Source organism: Rhizobacter sp. J219, from assembly GCF_024700055.1.
In the GTDB taxonomy this organism is placed as follows: Bacteria; Pseudomonadota; Gammaproteobacteria; order Burkholderiales; family Burkholderiaceae_C; genus Rhizobacter.
Window position 1 is genome coordinate 1,670,187 of sequence record NZ_JAJOND010000001.1, and the last position, 21,556, is coordinate 1,691,742.

Consider the following 21,556-nt stretch of genomic DNA (forward strand, 5'->3'; position numbering starts at 1 on the left):
TCAAGTTTCAGAAAACCCCGCCGATAACAGTTGACGGAGGGTTCCGTGCATAGATCACGACCTCCAAAACTGCCCGCTTATTCGCGCCGAATAAGGCCAAGGCTGCGATTCAGTTCACACAATCGGCCGGCGGGAAACGACATAAGCATTGGGCCGCGGGCTATCCTCGTCGACATCCTGAGTGGTATTGCGTCCGAGGTTTATTCATGCCCACCATCGTTCAAACCATCAACGGCAAAGTGACCGGCCTGTGGGGCTCGGCATTGCGCCGCACGGCCACGGGGAAACTCGTCCCCTTGAAGATGGGCGACGAGGTCCACAAGGGTGACGTGATCCTCACGACGCAAGACGGCCTGGTGCAACTCACCCCGCTCGACGCGCCGGGTGCCGCCTTCGCCGCCGCGCCGGCCACGCCGCCCGCCGACGACCTCGACCGCGTGATCGCCGAGCTGAACGAACCCGATTCGCAGACCGCACCGGCGGCCGGCCTGAACCTGGGCGACGGTGGCGGCCTGCAGCCTGGCCTGCGCGTGGGCCGCATCGCCGAAGACGTGACCCCGGTCTCGCTCGCCCAGACCACCGGCGTGGAGCCGGCCGGCACGGTGCCGACCTTCACCACCGCCACCGCGCCCGAAAACCAGGGCGCGACCGCTCCCGCCCCCGCGACCCCGAACGACCGCCCGACCGCCACCCCGGCCACCGTGTCGGGCAACGAAGACGCCACCCTGCCCATCTCGCTCGGCGGCACCGACACCGACGGCACCATCGCCGGCGTCACCATCGTCAACCTCCCCGGCAACGGCACCCTGCTGCTGGCCGACGGCGTGACCGTCGTCAGCGCCGGCCAGACCTTGACGCCGGCGCAGGCCGCAGGCCTGCAGTTCCGCCCGTCGCCCGATTTCAACGGCGGCGTGGTGGTCGAGTTCACCGTCACCGACAACCGGGGGTCGGTCTCCGCACTCGACCAGGTGCAGATCACGGTGCTGCCGGTCAACGACACGCCGCTCGCCAACGCCGGCATCGCCAGTGCCGGCCCCGAATACAGCAACATCCCGGTCAATCTGGGCGGCACTGATATTGATGGCACGGTCACGTCCATCACCATCACCAGCCCGCCCGCCGGCGGCAACCTCTTCCTTGCAGACGGCGTGACGCCGGTCGTGCCCGGCACCGCGCTCACCCCGGCGCAGGCCTCGACCCTGGTGTTCGTGCCCAACCCCGGCTTCACCGGCAGCACGCCGATCGGCTACACCGTCACCGACAACGAAGGCGCCAGCTCCTCGGCCGGCGTCGCACAGGTCAATGTGACGCCGGTGCCGACCACCGTCACGCTCTCAAGCTCGGCCCCGGCCGTGGCCGAAGGCGGCAGCGTCGTCTACACCGCGAGCGTCGACCACCCGGTCGCCGGTTCCGCGCTCGTGATCACGCTGTCGAACGGCAGCACGATCACGATCCCGGTCGGCCAGACCAGCGGCAGCAGCGCCCCCGTCGTGCCGCGCGCCGACGACGCCTACGCCCAGGGCACGCAGACGCAGACCATCAGCGTCAGCTCGACCACCGGCGGCAACTTCTCCTCGCTCGTCACCACCGGCACCGTCGCCACGGCCGTGGGCGACGACACCGACAGCACCACCGCCACGCTGACCGCCTCCACCGCCGCGGTGACCGAAGGCGGCAGCATCGTCTACACCGCCACGTTGACGAACCCGGTGACGGGCTCGCCACTGGTCATCACCCTCTCCAACGGCCAGACCATCACCATCCCGGTCGGCCAGAGCAGCGGTTCGAGCGCACCGTTCGCCGTGCGCGCCGACGACGTGCAGGCCCAGGGCACCGACACCCTCAGCGTCAACATCACCGGCACGACCGGCGGCAACTTCGAAGCGGTGACGCCAAGCGGCACCACGACGACCACCGTCGCCGACGACGCCGACGTCTCCACCGTCACCCTCACCGCTTCGGCCGCGAGCGTCGTGGAAGGCGGCAGCATCACCTACACCGCCACCACCAGCAGCCCGGTCGCGGGCAGCCCGCTCGTCGTGACGCTCTCCAACGGCGCCAGCATCACGATCCCCGTCGGCGCGAGCAGCGCCAGCTCGGCCCCGATCGCCGTGCGCCCGGACGACGCGCAGGTGCAAGGCACCGACACCGTCACCACCAACATCACCGGCACCAGCGGTGGCAACTTCGAGTCGCTCACGCCCACCGGCAGCGCGACCACCACCGTCACCGACGACGCCGACGGCAGCACGCTCACCCTCGGTGCGTCCGCCGCCAGCGTGGCCGAAGGCGGCAGCGTCACCTACACCGCGAGTGTCAACGCGCCCGTCACCGGCTCGCCGCTGGTCGTGACGCTTTCCAACGGCCAGACGATCACCATCCCGGTCGGCGCCAGCAGCACCAGCAGCGCGCCTTTCGCCGTGCGTGCCGACGATGCCTACCTGCAAGGCACCGACACGCTCAGCGTGACCGTCACCGGCACCACCGGCGGCGCTTACGAATCGCTCGCGACCCCCGGCACCGCGACCACCACGGTGATCGACGACGCCGACGCGACCACCGCCACCCTCACCGCCTCGGCCGCATCGGTCACCGAAGGCGGCAGCGTCGTCTACACCGCCACGCTCAACAACGTGGTCACCGGCTCGCCGGTGGTGCTGACGCTCAGCAACGGCCAGACCCTCACCATCCCGGTCGGCGCCAGCTCCGCCAGCTCGGCACCCTTCGCCGTGCGTGCCGACGACGCGCAAGCGCAAGGCACCGACACGCTCAACGTCAGCATCACCAACAGCAGCGGCGGCGGCTTCGAAGCCATCACCGCCGGCGGCTCGGTCGCTACCCTCGTCAGCGACGACGCCGACCCGACCACCGTCACCGTGAGCGCCTCGGCCGCCAACGTGACCGAAGGCGGCTCGATCGTCTACACCGTCTCGCTCAGCAATGCCGTGAGCGGCTCGCCGCTCACCGTGACGCTCAGCAATGGCCAGAGCGTCACCATCCCGGTCGGCGCGAGCAGCGCCTCGACCGCCGCCTTCAACGTGCGTGCCGACGATGTCCAGGTGCAAGCCGACGACACCCTCACCGTCACCGTGACGGGCAGCACCGGCGGCAACTTCGAAGCCCTCACGCCCACCGGCTCGGCTGTCACCACCGTCAGCGACGACGCCGACGTGTCGACCGTCACCCTCACCTCGTCCGCCGCCAGCGTGGCCGAGGGCGGCAGCGTGGTCTACACCGCCAGCGTGAGCGCGCCCGTGGTGGGCTCGCCGCTCGTCATCTCGCTCACCAACGGCCAGACCATCACCATCCCGGTCGGCCAGAGCACGGCCGACAGCGCACCGTTCGCCGTGCGTGCCGACGACAACTTCGTGCAGGGCGCGCAGAGCTTCAGCGTGGGCATCGCCGGCACGAGCGGCGGCAGCTATGAAGCGCTTGCCACCACGAGCACCGTCAGCACCACCGTGACCGACGATGCCGACGTCTCCACCGTCACGCTCTCCGCCACGCCGAGCGTGGCCGAAGGCGGCACCATCGTCTACACCGCCACGCTTTCGTCGGCCGCGCAGACGCCCGTGGTGGTGACGCTGGCCAATGGCTCCATCATCAACATCGCGGCCGGCGCCTCGTCGGGCACGGTGAGCGTCGCCGCACCGACCGACGACGTGTTCGTCGACGCCGGCTCCGTCTCGCAGACCATCGCCACCGCCACCGGCGGCAACTTCGAATCGCTGCAGGTCAACCCGGCCGCCGCCAGCACCACGGTCACCGACACGATCGACGCCACCACGGTGAGCCTCACCGGCGACCCGACGCTCTCTGAGGCCGGCACCGCCGCCTACACCGTCTCGCTCACGAGCGTGGCGCAGACCGCCGTCACCGTCACGCTCACCTACAGCGGCACCGCCGCCAACGGCAGCGACTTCAGCGGCACCACCACCGTCACCATCCCCGCCGGCAGCAGTTCGGCCAACTTCTCCATCGCCGCGCTCGACGACGCGCTGGCCGAAGGGCCCGAGAGCTTCACCGTCGCCATCGGCGCGGCCACCGGCGGCAACTTCGAGAGCCTGGTCATCAGCGGTGCCAACGGGTCGGTGACGACCGGCATCGTCGACAACGACATCTCGACCGTGAGCCTCACCGCCACGCCCTCGATCACCGAGGCCGGCGGCACCATCGTCTACACCGCCACGCTGACGCAGGCGCCGAGCACCGCGCTCACCGTCACGCTCTCCAACGGCGCCGTCATCAACGTGGCCGCCGGTGCCCTGAGCGGCACCGTGAGCGTGCCGGTCGCCGCGACCGAAGACGTCTACGTCGACCCGGCCAGCATCAGCGCCACGATCAGCAGCACCTCGGGCGGCGGCATTCCGCTGGCCATCGATCCGGTGGCCGCGGTCACCGCCGTCACCGACACGGTCGACACCACCACGCTCACGCTGAGCGCGACCAACACCGTCGCCGAAGGCGGCAACATCACCTACACCGCCACGCTGAGCAATGCGGCGCAGACGCCGGTGTCGGTGACGCTCTCGAACGGCGCCACCCTCACCATCGCCGCCGGCGCGACGCAAGCGACCGTCACGGTGCCCGCACCGACCGACGACGTGCACGTCGACGCCGGCCCCGTCTCGGCCACGATCACGAGCGCCAGCGGCGGCAACTTCGAGTCGCTGCAGGTCAACCCGGCCCCGGCCGTGACCACCGTCACCGACACGGTCGACACCACCACCGTCAGCCTCACCGCCACGCCCGCCGTCGCCGAAGGCGGCACCATCGTCTACACCGCCAGCCTCACCTCGCCAGCCCAGACCGACGTGACGGTCACGCTGTCGAACAGCGCCGTCATCACCATCGCCGCCGGTGCCAGCACCGGCACGGTGACTGTGCCCGCGCCGAGCGACGACGTGTACGTCGACGCCGGCAACCTCTCGGTCACGATCACCAACGCGACCGGCGGCAACTTCGAGAGCCTGGTGGCCAGCCCGACGCCGGCCATCACCGCCGTGAGCGACACGACGGATACGAGCACCGTCACGCTCACCGCCACGCCGACGGTCGCCGAAGGCGGCAACATCGTCTACACCGCCACCCTCAGCGCCCCCGCGCAGAGCGACGTGACGGTCACGCTCTCGAACGGCGCCACGATCACGATCCTGGCCAACACGAGCAGCGCCTCGATCCCGGTCGCCGCGCCCGCCGACGACGTGTACCTCGACGCCGGCTCGGTGTCGGTCACCATCGCAGGCGCCAGCGGCGGCAACTTCGAGAGCCTGGTGCGCAACCCGGCCCCGGCGGTGACGACCATCACCGACACGGTCGACAACAGCACCGTCACGCTCACCGCCTCGCCTGCCGTCGCCGAAGGCGGCAACATCGTCTACACCGCGAGCTTGAGCGCGCCGGCCCAGTCGGCCGTGACGGTCACGCTGTCGAACAACGCCGTCATCACCATCGCCGCCGGTGCCAGCAGCGGCACGGTGCTGGTCGCCGCGCCCACCGACGACGAGTACGTCGACGCCAGCAGCGTCTCGGCCACCATCAGCACCGCCAGCGGCGGCAATTTCGAGAACCTGACGGTCAACCCGGCCGCGGCCATCACCACCGTCACCGACACGGTCGACACCACCACCGTCTCGCTCACCGCCACGCCGGCCGTCAGCGAAGGCGGCAGCATCGTCTACACGGCCTCGCTGACCTCCGTCGCGCAAGGCCCGGTCACCGTCACGCTGCAGAGCGGCACGACCATCACCATCCCGAACGGTGCCTCGAGCGCCTCGATCACCGTGCCCGCCCCGGGCGACGACGTGTACGTGGACGCGGGCAACGTGTCCGACCGCATCACCTCGGCATCCGGTGGCAACTTCGAGAACCTGGTGGTCGACGCCACGCCGGCGGTCACCGCCGTCAGCGACACCATCGGCACCACCACCGTCTCGCTCACCGGCTCGCCCACCGTCGCCGAAGGCGGCAACATCGGCTACACCGCGAGCCTCACCGCACCGGCGCAGGCCAACGTCACGGTCACGCTGTCGGACGGCAGCACCGTCACCATTCCCTCGGGCGCGAGCGCGGTCACCTTCACGCGCGCTGCGCCGGGCGACGACGTGCACGTCGACGCCGGCCCCGTGAGCCTGGCCATCACCGGCGCCTCGGGCGGCAACTTCGAGAACCTGGTGTTCAACGGCACGCCGGCGACGACCACCGTCACCGACACGATCGACACCACCACCGTCTCGCTGACCGGCACTGCGTCGGTCGCCGAGGGCGGCAGCATCGTCTACACCGCGAGCCTCACCGCACCGGCCGACACCGACGTGACGGTGCGCCTGTCGAACAACGCCACCCTCACCATCGCAGCCGGCACGAGCAGCGCCTCGATCACGCTGCCCGCGCCGACCGACGACGTCTACACCGACGCTGGCAACGTGTCGGTGCGGATCGACTCCGCCAGCGGCGGCAACTTCGAGAACCTGTCGGTCGACGCCACGCCGGTCATCACCGCCGTCAGCGACACGCCCGACACCACCACCGTCTCGCTCACCGCCACACCGGCGGTCGCCGAAGGCGGCAGCATCGTCTACACCGCCTCGCTCACTGCGCCCGCACAGGGCAACGTGACCGTCACGCTGCAAAGCGGCGCCACCATCACCATCCTGAGCGGTGCCTCCACCGGCTCAGTGTCCGTGCCCGCCCCGACCGACGACGTGCTCGTCGACGCGAGCACCGTGTCGAACCACATCACCGGCGCGACCGGTGGCAACTTCGAAAACCTCGTGGTCGACGCCACGCCGGCGGCCACCGCCGTCAGCGACACCCTCGACACCACCACCGTAAGCCTCAGCGGCTCGGGCTCGGTGACCGAAGGCAATGCGGGCAGCTACACCGTCTCGCTCACGAGCGCGGCGCAGACCGCCGTCACCGTCACGCTGACCTACAGCGGCACAGCCGCCAACGGCAGCGACTTCACGGGCGTGGCCACCGTCACCATCCCGGCAGGCGCCAGCTCGGCCAACTTCAGCATCGCCACGATCGACGATGCCGCCGCCGAAGGCAGCGAAAGCTTCACCGTCGCGATCAACACCGCGACCGGCGGCAACTTCGAGAACCTGGTCGTCAGCGGCACGAACGGCAGCGTCTCCACCGGCATCGTCGACAACGACGTCTCGGTGGTGAGCCTTTCTGCCACGCCGGCCCTCACCGAAGCCGGCGGCAGCATCGTCTACACCGCGACGCTCACGCAGGCCCCGGTGTCCGACCTCAGCGTCACGCTCTCCAACGGCGCCACGATCACCGTGACCGCCGGCTCGCTGAGCGGCACGGTCAACGTGCCTGTCACCGCCGACGAAGACGTCTACGTCGACCCGACCAGCATCAGCGCCAGCATCACCGGCACCACCGGGGGTGGCATCGCGCTCAGCATCGACCCGACGCCGGCCTCGACGGCCGTCAACGACACGATCGACACCACCACCGTGTCGCTCTCGGCCACGCCGACCGTCGCCGAAGGCGGCACCATCGTCTACACCGCCACGCTCACGAGCGCGGCACAGTCGCCGGTCACCGTCAACCTGTCGAACGGCCAGCAGATCACCATTGCCACCGGCGCCACCACCGGCACGCTGACGCTGCCCGCGCCCGGCGACGACGCCCTCGTCGACGCCGGCACCGTCTCGGTCAGCATCACCTCCGCCAGCGGCGGCAATTTCGAGTCGCTCGTGCGCGACCCGGCCCCGGCCGTCACCAACGTCACCGACACGGTCGACACCACCACCGTCACGCTCACCGCCTCGCCCACCGTGGCCGAAGGCGGCAACATCGTCTACACCGCGACGCTGAACAACGTGGCCGGCACGGCCATGACCGTGACACTGTCAAACGGCGCGCAGATCGTGATCGCCGCCGGCACCTCGTCGAACAGCGTGTCGCACCCGGCCCCGACCGACGACGTGTATGCCGATGCCGGCAACGTGGCGGCCACCATCACCGCCACCAGCGGCGGCAACTTCGAAAGCCTGGCGGTCAACCCGGCCGCCGCGGTGACCGCCGTCACCGACACGGTCGACACCACCACCGTCACGCTCACCGCCACGCCGACCGTCGCCGAAGGCGGCAACATCGTCTACACCGCCACGCTCACCAGCGCGGCGCAGTCGCCCGTCACCGTCACGCTGTCGAACGGCCAGCAGATCACGATTCCCACCAACGCGGCGAGCGCCACGCTCACGCTGCCGGCCCCGGGCGACGACGCCGTGGTCGATGCGGGCCCGGTCTCGCTCACCATCGCCAGCGCCACCGGCGGCAACTTTGAAAACCTGGTGGTGAACCCGGCTGCGGCCACCACCACCGTCACCGACACCCTCGACACGACCACCGTGTCGCTCAGCGCCACCGGCACCGTCGCCGAAGGCGGCAACATCATCTACACCGCTTCGCTCACGAGCCCGGCAGGCAGCGACGTCACCGTCACGCTGTCGAACAACGCGGTCATCACGATCCTGGCTGGCACCTCGTCGGGCAGTGTCTCCGTGCCCGCGCCCGGCGACGACGTGCTGCTCGATGCCAGCACCGTCAGCGCAAGCATCGCCACCGTGAACGGCGGCAACTTCGAGCAGTTGGTGGTCGACACCACGCCGGCCTCGACCGCCGTCACCGACACCGTCGACACCACGACCGCCAGCCTCACCGCCACGCCGACCGTGGCCGAGGGCGGCAACATCACCTACACCGCCTCGCTGAACAACCCGGCCGGCACCAACGTGACGATCACGCTGTCGAACAGCGCGGTGATCACCATCCTCGCCGGCGACTCGACCGGCACCGTCACCGTGCCGGCACCGGCCGACGACTTCACCATCGACGCCGGCCCGGTCTCGACCACCATCGCCTCCGCGACCGGCGGCAATTTCGAGAACCTCGCCATCAACCCGGCGCCGGCCACCACCGCGGTGACCGACACCATCGGCACGACGACGCTCACGCTGTCGGCGACCAACACCGTCGCCGAAGGCGGCAGCATCGTCTACACCGCCTCGCTCACGAGCCCGGCGGGCACCGATCTCGTGGTCACGCTGTCGAACAGCCAGACCATCACGATCCCGGCGGGCGCTTCCTCGGCCAGCATCAGCGTGCCCGCGCCCACCGATGACGCGCTCATCGACGCCGGTCAGGTGTCGGCTTCCATCACCGGCACCAGTGGCGGCAACTTCGAGAACCTCTCGGTCAACAACGCCCCCGCCACCACCAACATCACCGACACGGTCGACAACACGACCGTGACGCTCACCGCCACCGGCACCGTCGCCGAAGGCGGCAACATCGTCTACACCGCCTCGCTGAACAACGCGGCGGGCAGCGACGTCACCATCACGCTGTCGAACAACGCGGTCATCACGATCCTCGCGGGTGCGTCCACCGGCAGCGTGACGGTCGCCGCGCCTGGCGACGATGCGCTCGTCGACGCCGGCAACGTCTCGGCCACGATCAGCACCGCCACCGGCGGCAACTTCGAGCAGCTGACGATCAGCCCGGCGGCGGCGGTCACCACCGTCACCGACACGGTCGACACCACCACCGTCAGCCTCACCGCGACGCCGAGCGTGGCCGAGGGCGGCTCCATCGTCTACACCGCGAGCCTCACCGCCGCGGCCGGCTCGCCGGTCACGGTGACGCTCAGCAACGGCGCGCAGATCAACATCGCCGCCGGCGCCTCGTCGGGCACGGTCGCCGTGCTCGCACCCACCGACGACGTGTACGTCGACGCCGGCACGGTGTCGGCCACCATCAGCAACGTCAGCGGCGGCACGTTCGAGAACCTGGCCGTTGACAACACGCCGGCCGCCACCTCCGTCACCGACACCCTGACCACCACGACCGTAAGCCTCTCGGGCTCCGGCTCGGTGGCCGAAGGAGCCTCGGGCAGCTACACCGTCTCGCTCACCAGCCCGGCGCAGACGAGCGCGGTGACCGTGACCCTGAGCTACAGCGGCACCGCCGCCGACGGCAGCGACTTCACCGGCACCACCACCGTCACCATTCCCGCCGGCAGCAGCTCGGCCAACTTCAGCGTGGCGACGATCGACGACGCCCTGGCCGAAGGTGCCGAGAGCTTCACCCTCACCATCGCGAGCGCCACCGGCGGCAACTTCGAGAACCTGGTGGTCAGCGGCAGCAACGGTTCGCTCACCACGGGCATCGTCGACAACGACATCTCCACGCTGAGCCTCACCGCCACGCCGACGCTCAGCGAAGCAGGCGGCAGCATCGTCTACACCGCCGTGCTCACGCAGGCGCCGGTGAGCGATCTCGATGTCACCTTGTCGAACGGCCAGACCCTCCGCATCAACGCCGGCGCCCTGACCGGCAGCGTCACGGTGCCCGTCGCGGCCAGCGACGACGTCTACGTCGACCCGACCAGCGTCAGCGCCACCATCACCGGCACCTCGGGCGGCGGCATTGCGCTGTCGGTCAACCCGGCTCCGGCCGTGACCAGCATCGTCGACACGATCGACACCACCACCGTCACCCTCACCGCCTCGACCGGCGCCGTGACCGAAGGTGGCAGCGTGGTCTACACCGCGAGCGTCAACAACCTCGTCACCGCCTCGCCGCTGGTCATCACGCTGACCAACGGCCAGACCATCACGATCCCGGTCGGCCAGAGCAGCGCCAGCAGCGCGCCCTTCGCCGTGCGCGGCGACGACGCCTACGTGCAAGGCACGCAGCCGCTCAACGTGGGCATCGCCTCCACCAGCGGCGCCAACTTCGAGGCGCTGGCCACGAGCAGCACGGTCAGCACCAACGTCACCGACGACGCCGACGCGACCACCGTCACGCTGACCAGCTCGGCCGCCACCGTCACCGAAGGTGGCTCGATCACCTACACCGCGACGGTCAACAACCCCGTCACCGGCTCGCCGCTCGTCATCACGCTCAGCAACGGCCAGACCATCACCATCCCGGTCGGCCAGAGCAGCGCCAGCAGCGCCGCCTTCGCCGTGCGCGGCGACGATGCCTACCTGCAAGGCACGGACAGCGTCTCGGTCTCGATCACCGGCACCAGCGGCGGCAACTACGAGGCGCTCAACACCACGAGCACGACCTCCACCGCCGTGACCGACGATGCCGATGCCACGACCGTCGGCCTCACCGCCTCGGCGGCCAGCGTGGCCGAAGGCGGCAGCATCACCTACACCGCCACCGTCAACAACCCGGTGACCGGCTCGCCGCTCGTCATCACGCTGACCAACGGCCAGACCATCACCATCCCGGTCGGCCAGAGCAGCGGCACCAGCGCCGCCTTTGCCGTGCGGCCGGACGACGCCGACGCGCAGGGCGACCAGACGCTCACCGTCGGCATCGGTTCCACCACCGGCGGCAACTACGAAGCCCTCACCACCACCGCGACCGCCAGCACCGTCGTCGGCGACGATGGCGACGCGACCACCGTGTCGCTGAGCGCCTCGGCACCCGCCGTGCTCGAAGGCGGCAGCATCGTCTACACCGCGACCGCGAGCAACGTGGTCAGCGGCTCGCCGCTGGTCGTCACGCTGTCCAACGGCCAGACGATCACCATCCCCGTCGGCCAGAGCAGCGCCAACAGCCTGCCCTTCGCCGTGCGCGGCGACGATGCCTACGTGCAAGGCACGCAGACCGTCTCGGTCACGATCACCGGCACCTCGGGCGCCAACTTCGAAGCCGTCACGCCCACCGGCACCGCGACGACCACCGTCACCGACGATGCCGACGCGACCACCGTCACGCTGACCGCCTCGACCGCGAGCGTCACCGAAGGCGGCAGCATCGCCTACACCGCCACCGTCAACAACGCGGTGACCGGCTCGCCGCTCGTCATCAACCTGTCCAACGGCCAGACCATCACCATCCCGGTCGGCCAGAGCAGCGCCACCAGCACCGCCTTCGCCGTGCGCGGCGACGATGCCTACGTGCAGGGTGACCAGACCGTCACGGTCGGCATCAGCTCCACCAGCGGCGGCAACTTCGAGGCGCTGACGACCACCAGCACCACGAGCACCACGAGCACCACCGTCACCGACGATGCCGACGCGAGCGTGGTGACCCTCACCGCGTCGACCGCCTCGGTCACCGAAGGCGGCAGCATCACCTACACCGCGAGCGTGAGCAACGCCGTCACCGGCACGCCGCTCGTCATCAGCCTGTCCAACGGCCAGACGATCACCATCCCCGTCGGCCAGAGCAGCGCCAGCAGCGCCCCCTTCGCGGTGCGCGCCGACGACGCCTACGTGCAGGGCAACCAGACCCTCACCGTCGGCATCAGCGGCACCACCGGCGGCAACTTCGAAGCGCTGACCACCAGTTCGACCACGAGCACCACGGTCGTCGACGATGCCGACGCGACCACGGTCACGCTCACCTCGTCGGCCGCCAGCGTGGCCGAAGGCGGCACGATCACCTACACCGCGACCGTCAACAACCCCGTCACCGGCTCGGATCTGGTCGTCACGCTCAACAACGGCCAGACCATCACCATCCCGGTGGGTGCGAGTCTCGGCCAGCAGCGCGCCCTTCGCCGTGCGTGCGGACGATGCCTACGCCCAGGGCAACCAGACCGTCACCGTCGGCATCAGCAACACCAGCGGCGGCAACTTCGAGTCGCTGACGACCACGAGCACCACGAGCACCACCGTCACCGACGACGGCGATGCGACCCCCATCACCCTCAGTGCGTCCGCAGCCAGCGTGACCGAGGGCGGCAGCATCGTCTACACCGCCACCGTCGCCACGGCGGTGACCGGCTCGCCCTTCGTCGTCACCCTCAGCAACGGCCAGACGATCACCATCCCGGTCGGCCAGACCAGCGCCAGCAGCGCCGCCTTCGCCGTGCGCGCCGATGACGCGTATGTGCAGGGCAACCAGACCGTCACGGTGGGCATCAGCGGCACCTCGGGCGGCAACTTCGAGGCCGTCACCACCACCTCGACCGCCAGCACCACCGTCACCGACGACGCCGATGCGACCACCGTCACGCTGACCGCGTCGACCGCCTCCGTCACCGAAGGCGGCTCCATCACCTACACCGCCGCCGTCAACAACCCGGTCACCGGCTCGGCCCTCGTCATCACGCTCAGCAACGGCCAGACCATCACCATCCCGGTGGGCCAGAGCAGCGCCAGCAGCGCCGCCTTCCCGGTCCGCGCAGACGACGCCTACGTGCAAGGCAACCAGGCCGTGACCGTGGGCATCACCGGCACCACCGGCGGCAACTACGAAGCGTTGACCACGACGAGCACCGCCTCGACGACGGTCACCGACGACAGCGATGCCACCACCGTCACGCTCACGGCCTCGACCGCCAGCGTCACCGAGGGCGGCAGCATCGTCTACACCGCCACCGTCAACAACGCGGTCACAGGCTCGCCGCTCGTCATCAACCTCGACAACGGCCAGACCATCACCATCCCGGTCGGCCAGAGCAGCGCCAGCAGCACGCCGTTCGCCGTGCGTGCCGACGACGCCTACGTCCAAGGCAACCAGACCGTCACGGTCGGCATCGGCAGCACCAGCGGCGGCAACTTCGAAGCGCTCACGACCACCAGCACCGCCACCACCACGGTGACGGACGACAGCGACGCCAGCGTCGTGACGCTCACCGCCTCGTCGGCCACTGTCGCCGAAGGCGGCAGCATCACCTACACCGCCGCCGTCAGCAACGCCGTCACCGGCTCGCCGCTGGTCATCAGCCTCAGCAACGGTCAGACCATCACCATCCCGGTCGGCAGCAGCTCGGCTAGCAGCACACCGTTCGCCGTGCGCGCCGACGACGCCTACGTGCAGGGCAACCAGACCCTCACCGTCGGCATCAACGGCACGACCGGCGGCAACTTCGAGGCGCTGATCACCAGCAGCACCACGAGCACCGCCGTCACCGACGACAGCGATGCGACCACCGTCACGCTCACCGCGTCGACCGCGTCGGTGGCCGAAGGCGGCAGCATCGTCTACACCGCCACGGTCAACAACGCGGTGACCGGCTCGCCGCTCGTCATCAACCTCGACAACGGCCAGACCATCACCATCCCGGTCGGCCAGAGCAGCGCCAGCAGCACGCCGTTCGCCGTGCGTGCCGACGACGCCTACGTCCAAGGCAACCAGACCGTGACGGTGGGCATCGGCTCCACCTCGGGCGGCAACTTCGAAGCGCTCACCACGACCAGCACCGCGACGACCACCGTCACTGATGACAGCGACGCCAGCGTCGTGACGCTCACGGCCTCAACCGCCAGCGTCACCGAAGGCGGCAGCATCGTCTACACCGCAGCGGTCAGCAACCCGGTCACCGGCTCGGCGCTCGTGATCAGCCTCAGCAACGGCCAGACCATCACCATCCCGGTCGGCCAGAGCAGCGCCAGCAGCACGCCATTCGCCGTGCGCGCCGACGACGCCTACGTGCAGGGCAACCAGACCCTCACCGTCGGCATCAGCGGCACCACCGGCGGCAACTTCGAGTCTCTCGCGACCTCGAGCACCACCTCGACGACGGTCACCGACGATGCCGACGCGACCACCGTCACGCTCACCTCGTCGTCGGCCTCGGTCGTCGAAGGCGGCAGCATCGTCTACACCGCGACCGTCAACAACGCAGTGACGGGTTCCCCGCTCGTCATCACGCTCAACAACGGCCAGACCATCACCATCCCGGTCGGTCAAAGCAGCGCCAGCAGCGCCGCCTTCGCGGTGCGCACCGATGACGCGTACGTCCAGGGCAACCAGACCGTCACGGTCGGCATCAGCGGCTCGAGCGGCGGCAACTTCGAGGCGCTGACGACCACCAGCACCACCTCGACCACCGTCACCGACGACAGCGACGCCACCACGGTGACGCTCACCGCCTCGTCCGCCACGGTCGCCGAGGGCGGCTCCATCACCTACACCGCCACGGTCAACAACCCGGTGACCGGTTCGCCGTTCGTCATCACGCTCAACAACGGCCAGACGATCACCATCCCCGTGGGATCGAAGCCGGCCAGCAGCACGCCCTTCGCCGTGCGGGCCGACGATGCCTATGCGCAGGGCAACCAGACCGTCACCGTGGGCATCTCGTCCACGAGCGGTGGCAACTACGAGGCCCGCACCACCACCAGCACGGTAAGCACCACCGTCACCGACGACGGCGATGCCAGCGTCGTGACGCTGACCGCCTCGTCGGCCTCGGTCACCGAAGGCGGCAGCATCACCTACACCGCCACCGTCAACAACCCGGTGACGGGTTCGCCGCTCATCGTCAGCCTCTCGAACGGCCAGACCATCACCATCCCCGTGGGCGCCAGCTCCGCCAGCAGTGCCGCCTTTGCGGTGCGCGGCGACGACGCCTACGTGCAGGGCACGCAGACGCTCACGATCGGCATCAGCGGCACCACCGGCGGCAACTACGAAGCGCTGACCACCACCAGCACGGCCAGCACCACCGTCACCGACGATGCCGATCCGACCACGGTCACGCTGACCGCCTCGTCGGCCTCGGTCGCCGAGGGCGGCAGCGTCACCTACACCGCCACGCTCAGCAACGCGGTCACCGGCTCGGCGCTCGTCATCAACCTCTCCAACGGTCAGCAGATCACCATCCCGGTGGGGGCGAGTTCGGGCAGCAGCGCGGCGTTCGCCGTGCGGGCCGACGATCCCTACGTGCAGGGCAGCCAGACGCTGACGGTGGGCGTGTCGTCGACCACCGGCGGCAACTACGAGGCGCTCACCACCACCAGCACGGCCTCGACCACCGTCACCGACGACGGCGATTCGAGCGTGGTGACCCTCACCGCCTCGACCGCCAGCGTGGCCGAAGGCGGCACGATCACCTACACCGCGGCCGTGTCCAACCCGGTCACCGGCTCGACGCTGGTCCTCAACCTCAGCAACGGCCAGACGATCACCATCCCGGTCGGTCAGAGCAGCGGCACGAGCGCGGCCTTCGCGGTGCGCGCTGACGACGCCTATGCCCAGGGCAACCAGACCGTCACGGTCGGCATCAGCTCCAGCTCGGGCGGCAGCTACGAAGCGCTGACCACGACGAGCACCGCCTCCACCACCGTCACCGACGATGGCGACGTGACCACCGTGACGCTCAGCGCGTCGGCGGCGAGCGTGACCGAAGGCGGCAGCATCGTCTACACCGCGACCGTGAGCAACGCCGTCACCGGCGCACCGTTCGTCGTCACGCTCAACAACGGCCAGACCATCACCATCCCGGTGGGCCAGACCAGCGCGTCGAGCCCCGCCTTCGCGGTGCGCGCCGACGACGCCTACGTGCAGGGCAGCCAGACCGTCACGGTCGGCATCAGCGGCACGAGCGGCGGCAACTTCGAGGCCACCAACACCGCGAGCACCGCCTCGACCACGGTGACCGACGACGCCGACGCCACCACCGTCACCCTCACCGCCTCGGCGGCCAGCGTGACCGAAGGCGGCACCATCACCTACACCGCGGCCGTCAACAACCCGGTGACGGGCTCGCCCCTGGTGGTGACCCTTTCCAATGGCCAGACCATCACGATCCCGGTGGGTGCGAGCTCCGCCAGCAGCACGCCGTTCGCGGTGCGCGGCGACGATGCGTACGTGCAGGGCACGCAGACGCTGAGCGTCGGCATCACCGGCACCAGCGGCGGCAACTTCGAGGCGCTCACCACCACGAGCACCACCAGCACCACGGTGACCGACGACGCCGACGCCACGGTCGTCACGCTCACCGCCTCGACCGCGAGCGTGGCCGAAGGCGGCAGCATCACCTACACCGCAAGTGTCAACAACCCGGTCACCGGCTCGCCCTTCGTCGTCACGCTCACCAACGGCCAGACCATCACCATCCCCGTAGGCGCCAGCTCGGCCAGCAGCGCGGCTGTCGCCGTGCGCGCGGACGACGCCTACGTGCAAGGCAACCAGAACGTCACCGTCGGCATCAGTGGCACCACGGGCGGCAACTTCGAAGCCCGCACGACCACGAGCACCGTCACCACGGTCGTCACCGACGACAGCGACGCAACCACGGTCACGCTCACGCCCTCGGTGGGCACCGTCAACGAAGGCGGCACCATCACCTACACCGCGACGCTCAGCAGCGCCGTCACCGGCTCGCCGCTCGTCGTCAACCTCTCCAACGGGCAAACCATCACCATCCCGGTCGGCCAGAGCAGCGGCACGAGCGCGGCGGTGGCCGTGCGCGCCGACGACGCCTACGCCCAGGGCAACCAGGCGGTCAACGTCAGCATCAGCTCGACCAGCGGCGGCAACTTCGAGGCGCTCAACACCACCAGCACCGCGTCGACCACCGTCACCGATGACGGCGATGCCAGCACCATCACGCTCACCGCTTCGGCGGCCAGCGTCACCGAAGGCGGCAGCATCGTCTACACCGCCACCGTGTCGAACGCCGTCACCGGCTCGGCACTCGTCATCCAGCTCAGCAACGGCCAGAGCATCACCATCCCGGTCGGCCAGACCAGCGCGAGCAGCGCCGCCTTCGCGGTGCGCGCCGACGACGCCTACGTGCAGGGCACGCAGACGCTGACGGTCGGCATCAGCGGCACCACCGGTGGCAACTACGAAGCGCTGACAACCACCAGCACCGCCTCGACCACCGTCACCGACGACGCCGATGCCACGACCGTGACACTCACCGCTTCGAGCGCCAGCGTCACCGAAGGCGGCAGCGTGACCTACACCGCCAGCGTGAACAACCCGGTGACCGGCTCGCCGCTCGTCATCAACCTCAGCAACGGCCAGCAGATCACCATCCCGGTGGGCGCCAGCTCGGCCACAGGCGCGGCCTACGTGCCCCGTGCCGACGACGTGTATGCCCAGGGCACGCAGTCGGTGTCGGTCGGCATCACGTCCACGAGCGGGGGCAACTACGAAGCGCTCACCACCACCTCGACCGCGAGCGTGACGGTGAGCGACGACACCGACGTCGCCACCGTCAGCCTCAGCGGCGCGGCGAGCGTGACGGAAGGCGGCAACGCCACCTACACGCTGACGCTCAGCAACCCGGCCGTGACCGCCGTCACCGTGACGCTCAGCTACAGCGGCACCGCCGCCAACGGCAGCGACTACACGGGTGTCGCCACCGTGACCATCCCGGCCGGCGCCAGCAGCGCCAACTTCAGCGTGCCGACCACCGACGATGCGCTCGACGAAGCCAACGAGACCGTCATCGTTTCGATCAGCGGCGTGAGCGGCGGCGGCTTCGAGTCCATCGCGGCTCACCCGAGCAACAACGCCGTCACGACGACGATCAACGACAACGATCCGACCCCGTCGCTTTCCATCAACGACGTGACCGTCAACGAAGCCGCGGGCACCGCCACCTTCACCGTGACGCTCTCGGCCGCCTCGGGCCAGACGGTGACCGTCAACTACGGCACGGCCAACAACACCGCCAGCGCCGGCAGCGACTACACCGCCGCGAGCGGCACGCTGACCTTCGCCCCGGGCGTGACGACGCAGACCATCACCGTCCCGATCACCAACGACACGCTCACCGAGGCCAGCGAGACCTTCTTCGTCAACCTGAGCGGCGCCACCAACGCCACCATCTCCGACACGCAAGGCCAGGCCACGATCACCGACAACGACGCGCCGCCGGCCATCGACCTCGACGCCAACAACTCCACCGCCAGCGGCACCGGCTACACCGCCACCTTCACCGAGAACGGCAGCGCAGTCGCGATCGCCGACACCGACGTCTCCATCACCGACGTCGACTCGACCACGCTCGCCAGTGCCACCATCACGCTGACCAACGCACAGGCCGGCGACGTGCTGGCAGCGGGCGCCATGCCCGCCGGCATCACCGCCTCGGTGTCGGGCAACGTGGTCACGCTGACCGGCTCGGCCTCGCTTGCCAGCTACCAGACGGCCATCCGCGCGATCACCTTCGCCAACACCAGCGAGAACCCGAGCACGGCTGACCGCCTGATCAACGTGGTCGTCAACGACGGCACCAGCAGCAGCGCCGCCGCCGTGTCGACCATCCGCGTGACCGCCCTCAACGACGCACCGGTGGCCACCGGCTCGGCCGTCACCGGCACCGAAGACACGGCCCTGGTGTTCAACTGGGCGCAGTTCGGCGTCAGCGATGTCGACAGCGCCACGAGTTCCGCTGGGCATCCGCGTGACCTCGCTGCCGGCCGACGGCACGCTGCAGGTCTACAACGGCTCGGCCTGGGTGGCCGTCGCCAGCAACGCGCTGGTGAGCAAGGCCACGATCGATGCAGGCTCGTTCCGCTTCGTGCCCGATGCCCACGAGTCGGGCAGCAACGCCTACGCCGGCAGCGGCGTGGGCAACCAGCAGGCCGACTACGCGCGCTTCAACTTCACGCCGAACGATGGCGTGACCGACGGCGCCGCCTCGATGATGCGCATCGACATCACGCCGGTCACCGACAACCCGACCGTGACGCACAACGCCTCGACGCAAGTGACCGGCACGCTGTCGACGCTCACCTCGGTCGGCCTCACGCGCGACTACTACGACAACATCGCCACCCTGACCTCGGGCGCCAGCTCGACCAACCCGAACACGGGCGAAGTGGGCATCGAGACGGCCGTGCCGACCTCCAGCTCGCTCATCAGCAACGTCGGTGTGGCCGGCGCACTGAGCAACGACCAGGGCGTGCAGATCGCCGAAGACGACGCTTACCGCGTGCAGGGCCTCATCTACATGGAAGCCGGCACCTCGTACACCTTCGTGGGCTACGCCGACGACACGGTGCGCCTGGAAATCGGCGGCAACACGGTGCTGTCGGGCCAGTGGGGCGGCAGCGGCCAGGCCATGGCCGGCACCTTCACGTCGAACATCTTCACGCCGACCGTCACGGGCTACTACAGCCTGGAGTTCATGGTCTACAACACCAGCGGACCCGGCAGCTACGACCTGAACGTGAGCGTAAACGGCGGCGCGGCGGTGGACCTGTCGACCTCGAACTTCCTGCTGTTCCAGAGCATCACGCAGGTCGACAACGCCGGCGGGCAGCGCAGTGCCTTCGTGCCCAACGGCACCACCGGCGAAGGCGGCTACTACCCCGTGGTCTACGACGCGGGCGTGCAGAGCCGCGTGTACCTCGCGCCGGTGCTGGCCAGCCTGGTCGACACCGACGGTTCGGAAACCCTCGCGGTGCAGCTGCAGGGCATTCCGGTGGGCGCGGTGCTGACCGACGGCAGCAACAGCTTCACCGCCACGATCGCCACCACCTCGGTCGACATCACCAGCTGGAACCGCTCGACCCTGAGCATCACCTTCCCGAGCGGCTACACCGGCAGCACGACACTGACGGCCGTGGCCACCTCGACCGAGACGGCCACCGGCGCCACCGCCTCCAGCTCCACCAGCTTCACCGTCACGGTCGACCCGACCGGCACCACCACCGCGTTCTCCGAGATCGCCACCTTCAACGCCGATGCGCTCATCGGCCAGGCCGGCGCCGACGTGTACTCGGTGAGCCAGAGCGGCACCGGTCTCGCGGTCACGGTGACGCAAGGCGCCACCGGCAGCATCCCGGCCCAGACAGGCACCGAGACCACCGGCACCATCGACCAGGCCTTCAGCACCGGTGCCGGCAACGACGTCGTGCAGGCCGGCGCTGGCGACGACACCATCTACCTGGGCGACACCGGCACCTCCACGCACCCGGTCAGTGGCAACGCGCCGACGCAGGCCAACGTGCAGGCGGTGCAGATGATGAACCTGGCCGACGACACCAACCTCACCAGCGCGACCACCGGCCTCTTCACCACCGAAGCCGACGACACCTCGTCGGCCAACGGCTCGGGCAACACTTCCGTCGCCACCTGGGCCGACCTGGCCAACGCGGGCAGTGGCAACGACGTGGTCTACGGCCAGAACGGCGTCGACCTCCTTTACGGCGGCACCGGCAACGACTACCTCAACGGCGGCGCCGGCATCGATGGCCTGCGCGGCGGGGCGGGCAACGACACCCTGGTGGGCGGTGCGGGCAACGACGTGCTGCGCGGCGACGCCGGAGCCGACGTCTTCCGCTGGGAACTGGCCGACCGTGGCGCAGTGGGCACGCCGGCGTCCGACATCATCATGGACTTCAACAACGCCACGCCGGCGGCCGGCGGCGACGTGCTCGACCTGCGCGACCTGCTGCAGAGCGAAGCCACGAGCGGCGGCACGTCAGGCAACCTGGCCAACTACCTGCACTTCACGGTGAGCGGTGGCACCACCACCATCGCGATCAGCAGCACGGGCGCGTTCTCGGGCGGCTACAACGCGGGTGCCGTCGACCAGTCGATCGTGCTGCAGAACGTGGACCTGACGAGCGGCGGGGCCCTGACCACCGACCAGCAGATCATCAACGACCTGCTGAACAAGTCCAAGTTGCTGGTCGACGGGACTTGATGGGGCCCCCCAGTCGCTAGCGCTCCTGCCCCCAAGGGGCTGAGCCCGGACACATTTCGTCCAGTGGACGAAATGTGCCTGGCGAAGAGACAAGCGCTTGCGCTTGGCGCGGCCTGCAAGGCCCACCCTACGGCCCGGCAGAGCCGGTTCCGTGGGCGTGGCTCGATC

The 21,556-nt window shown here is 69.6% G+C and carries 1 protein-coding gene and 2 pseudogenes; all 3 read left to right on the top strand.

Annotation, left to right across the window (positions count from 1 at the left end; genetic code table 11):
* Positions 1 to 302: 302 nt before the first annotated feature.
* Positions 303 to 12,524, top strand: a pseudogene (locus tag LRS03_RS07660) (immunoglobulin-like domain-containing protein); the annotation flags it as partial.
* A 193-nt stretch (positions 12,525 to 12,717) separates the two neighbouring features.
* A pseudogene (locus LRS03_RS26515) lies at positions 12,718 to 18,585 on the top strand (immunoglobulin-like domain-containing protein); the annotation flags it as partial.
* Positions 18,586 to 19,864: 1,279 nt separating this feature from the next.
* Positions 19,865 to 21,388, top strand: a complete 1,524-nt coding sequence (locus LRS03_RS26820) for a type I secretion C-terminal target domain-containing protein (RefSeq protein ID WP_374685095.1) — start codon at positions 19,865 to 19,867, stop codon at positions 21,386 to 21,388.
* Positions 21,389 to 21,556 lie beyond the last annotated feature (168 nt).

What these genes read in the sequence shown, in the direction of transcription:
- LRS03_RS26820 (WP_374685095.1), top strand. Translation starts at nt 19,865, where the DNA reads ATGGTCTACAACACCAGCGGACCCGGCAGCTACGACCTGAACGTGAGC.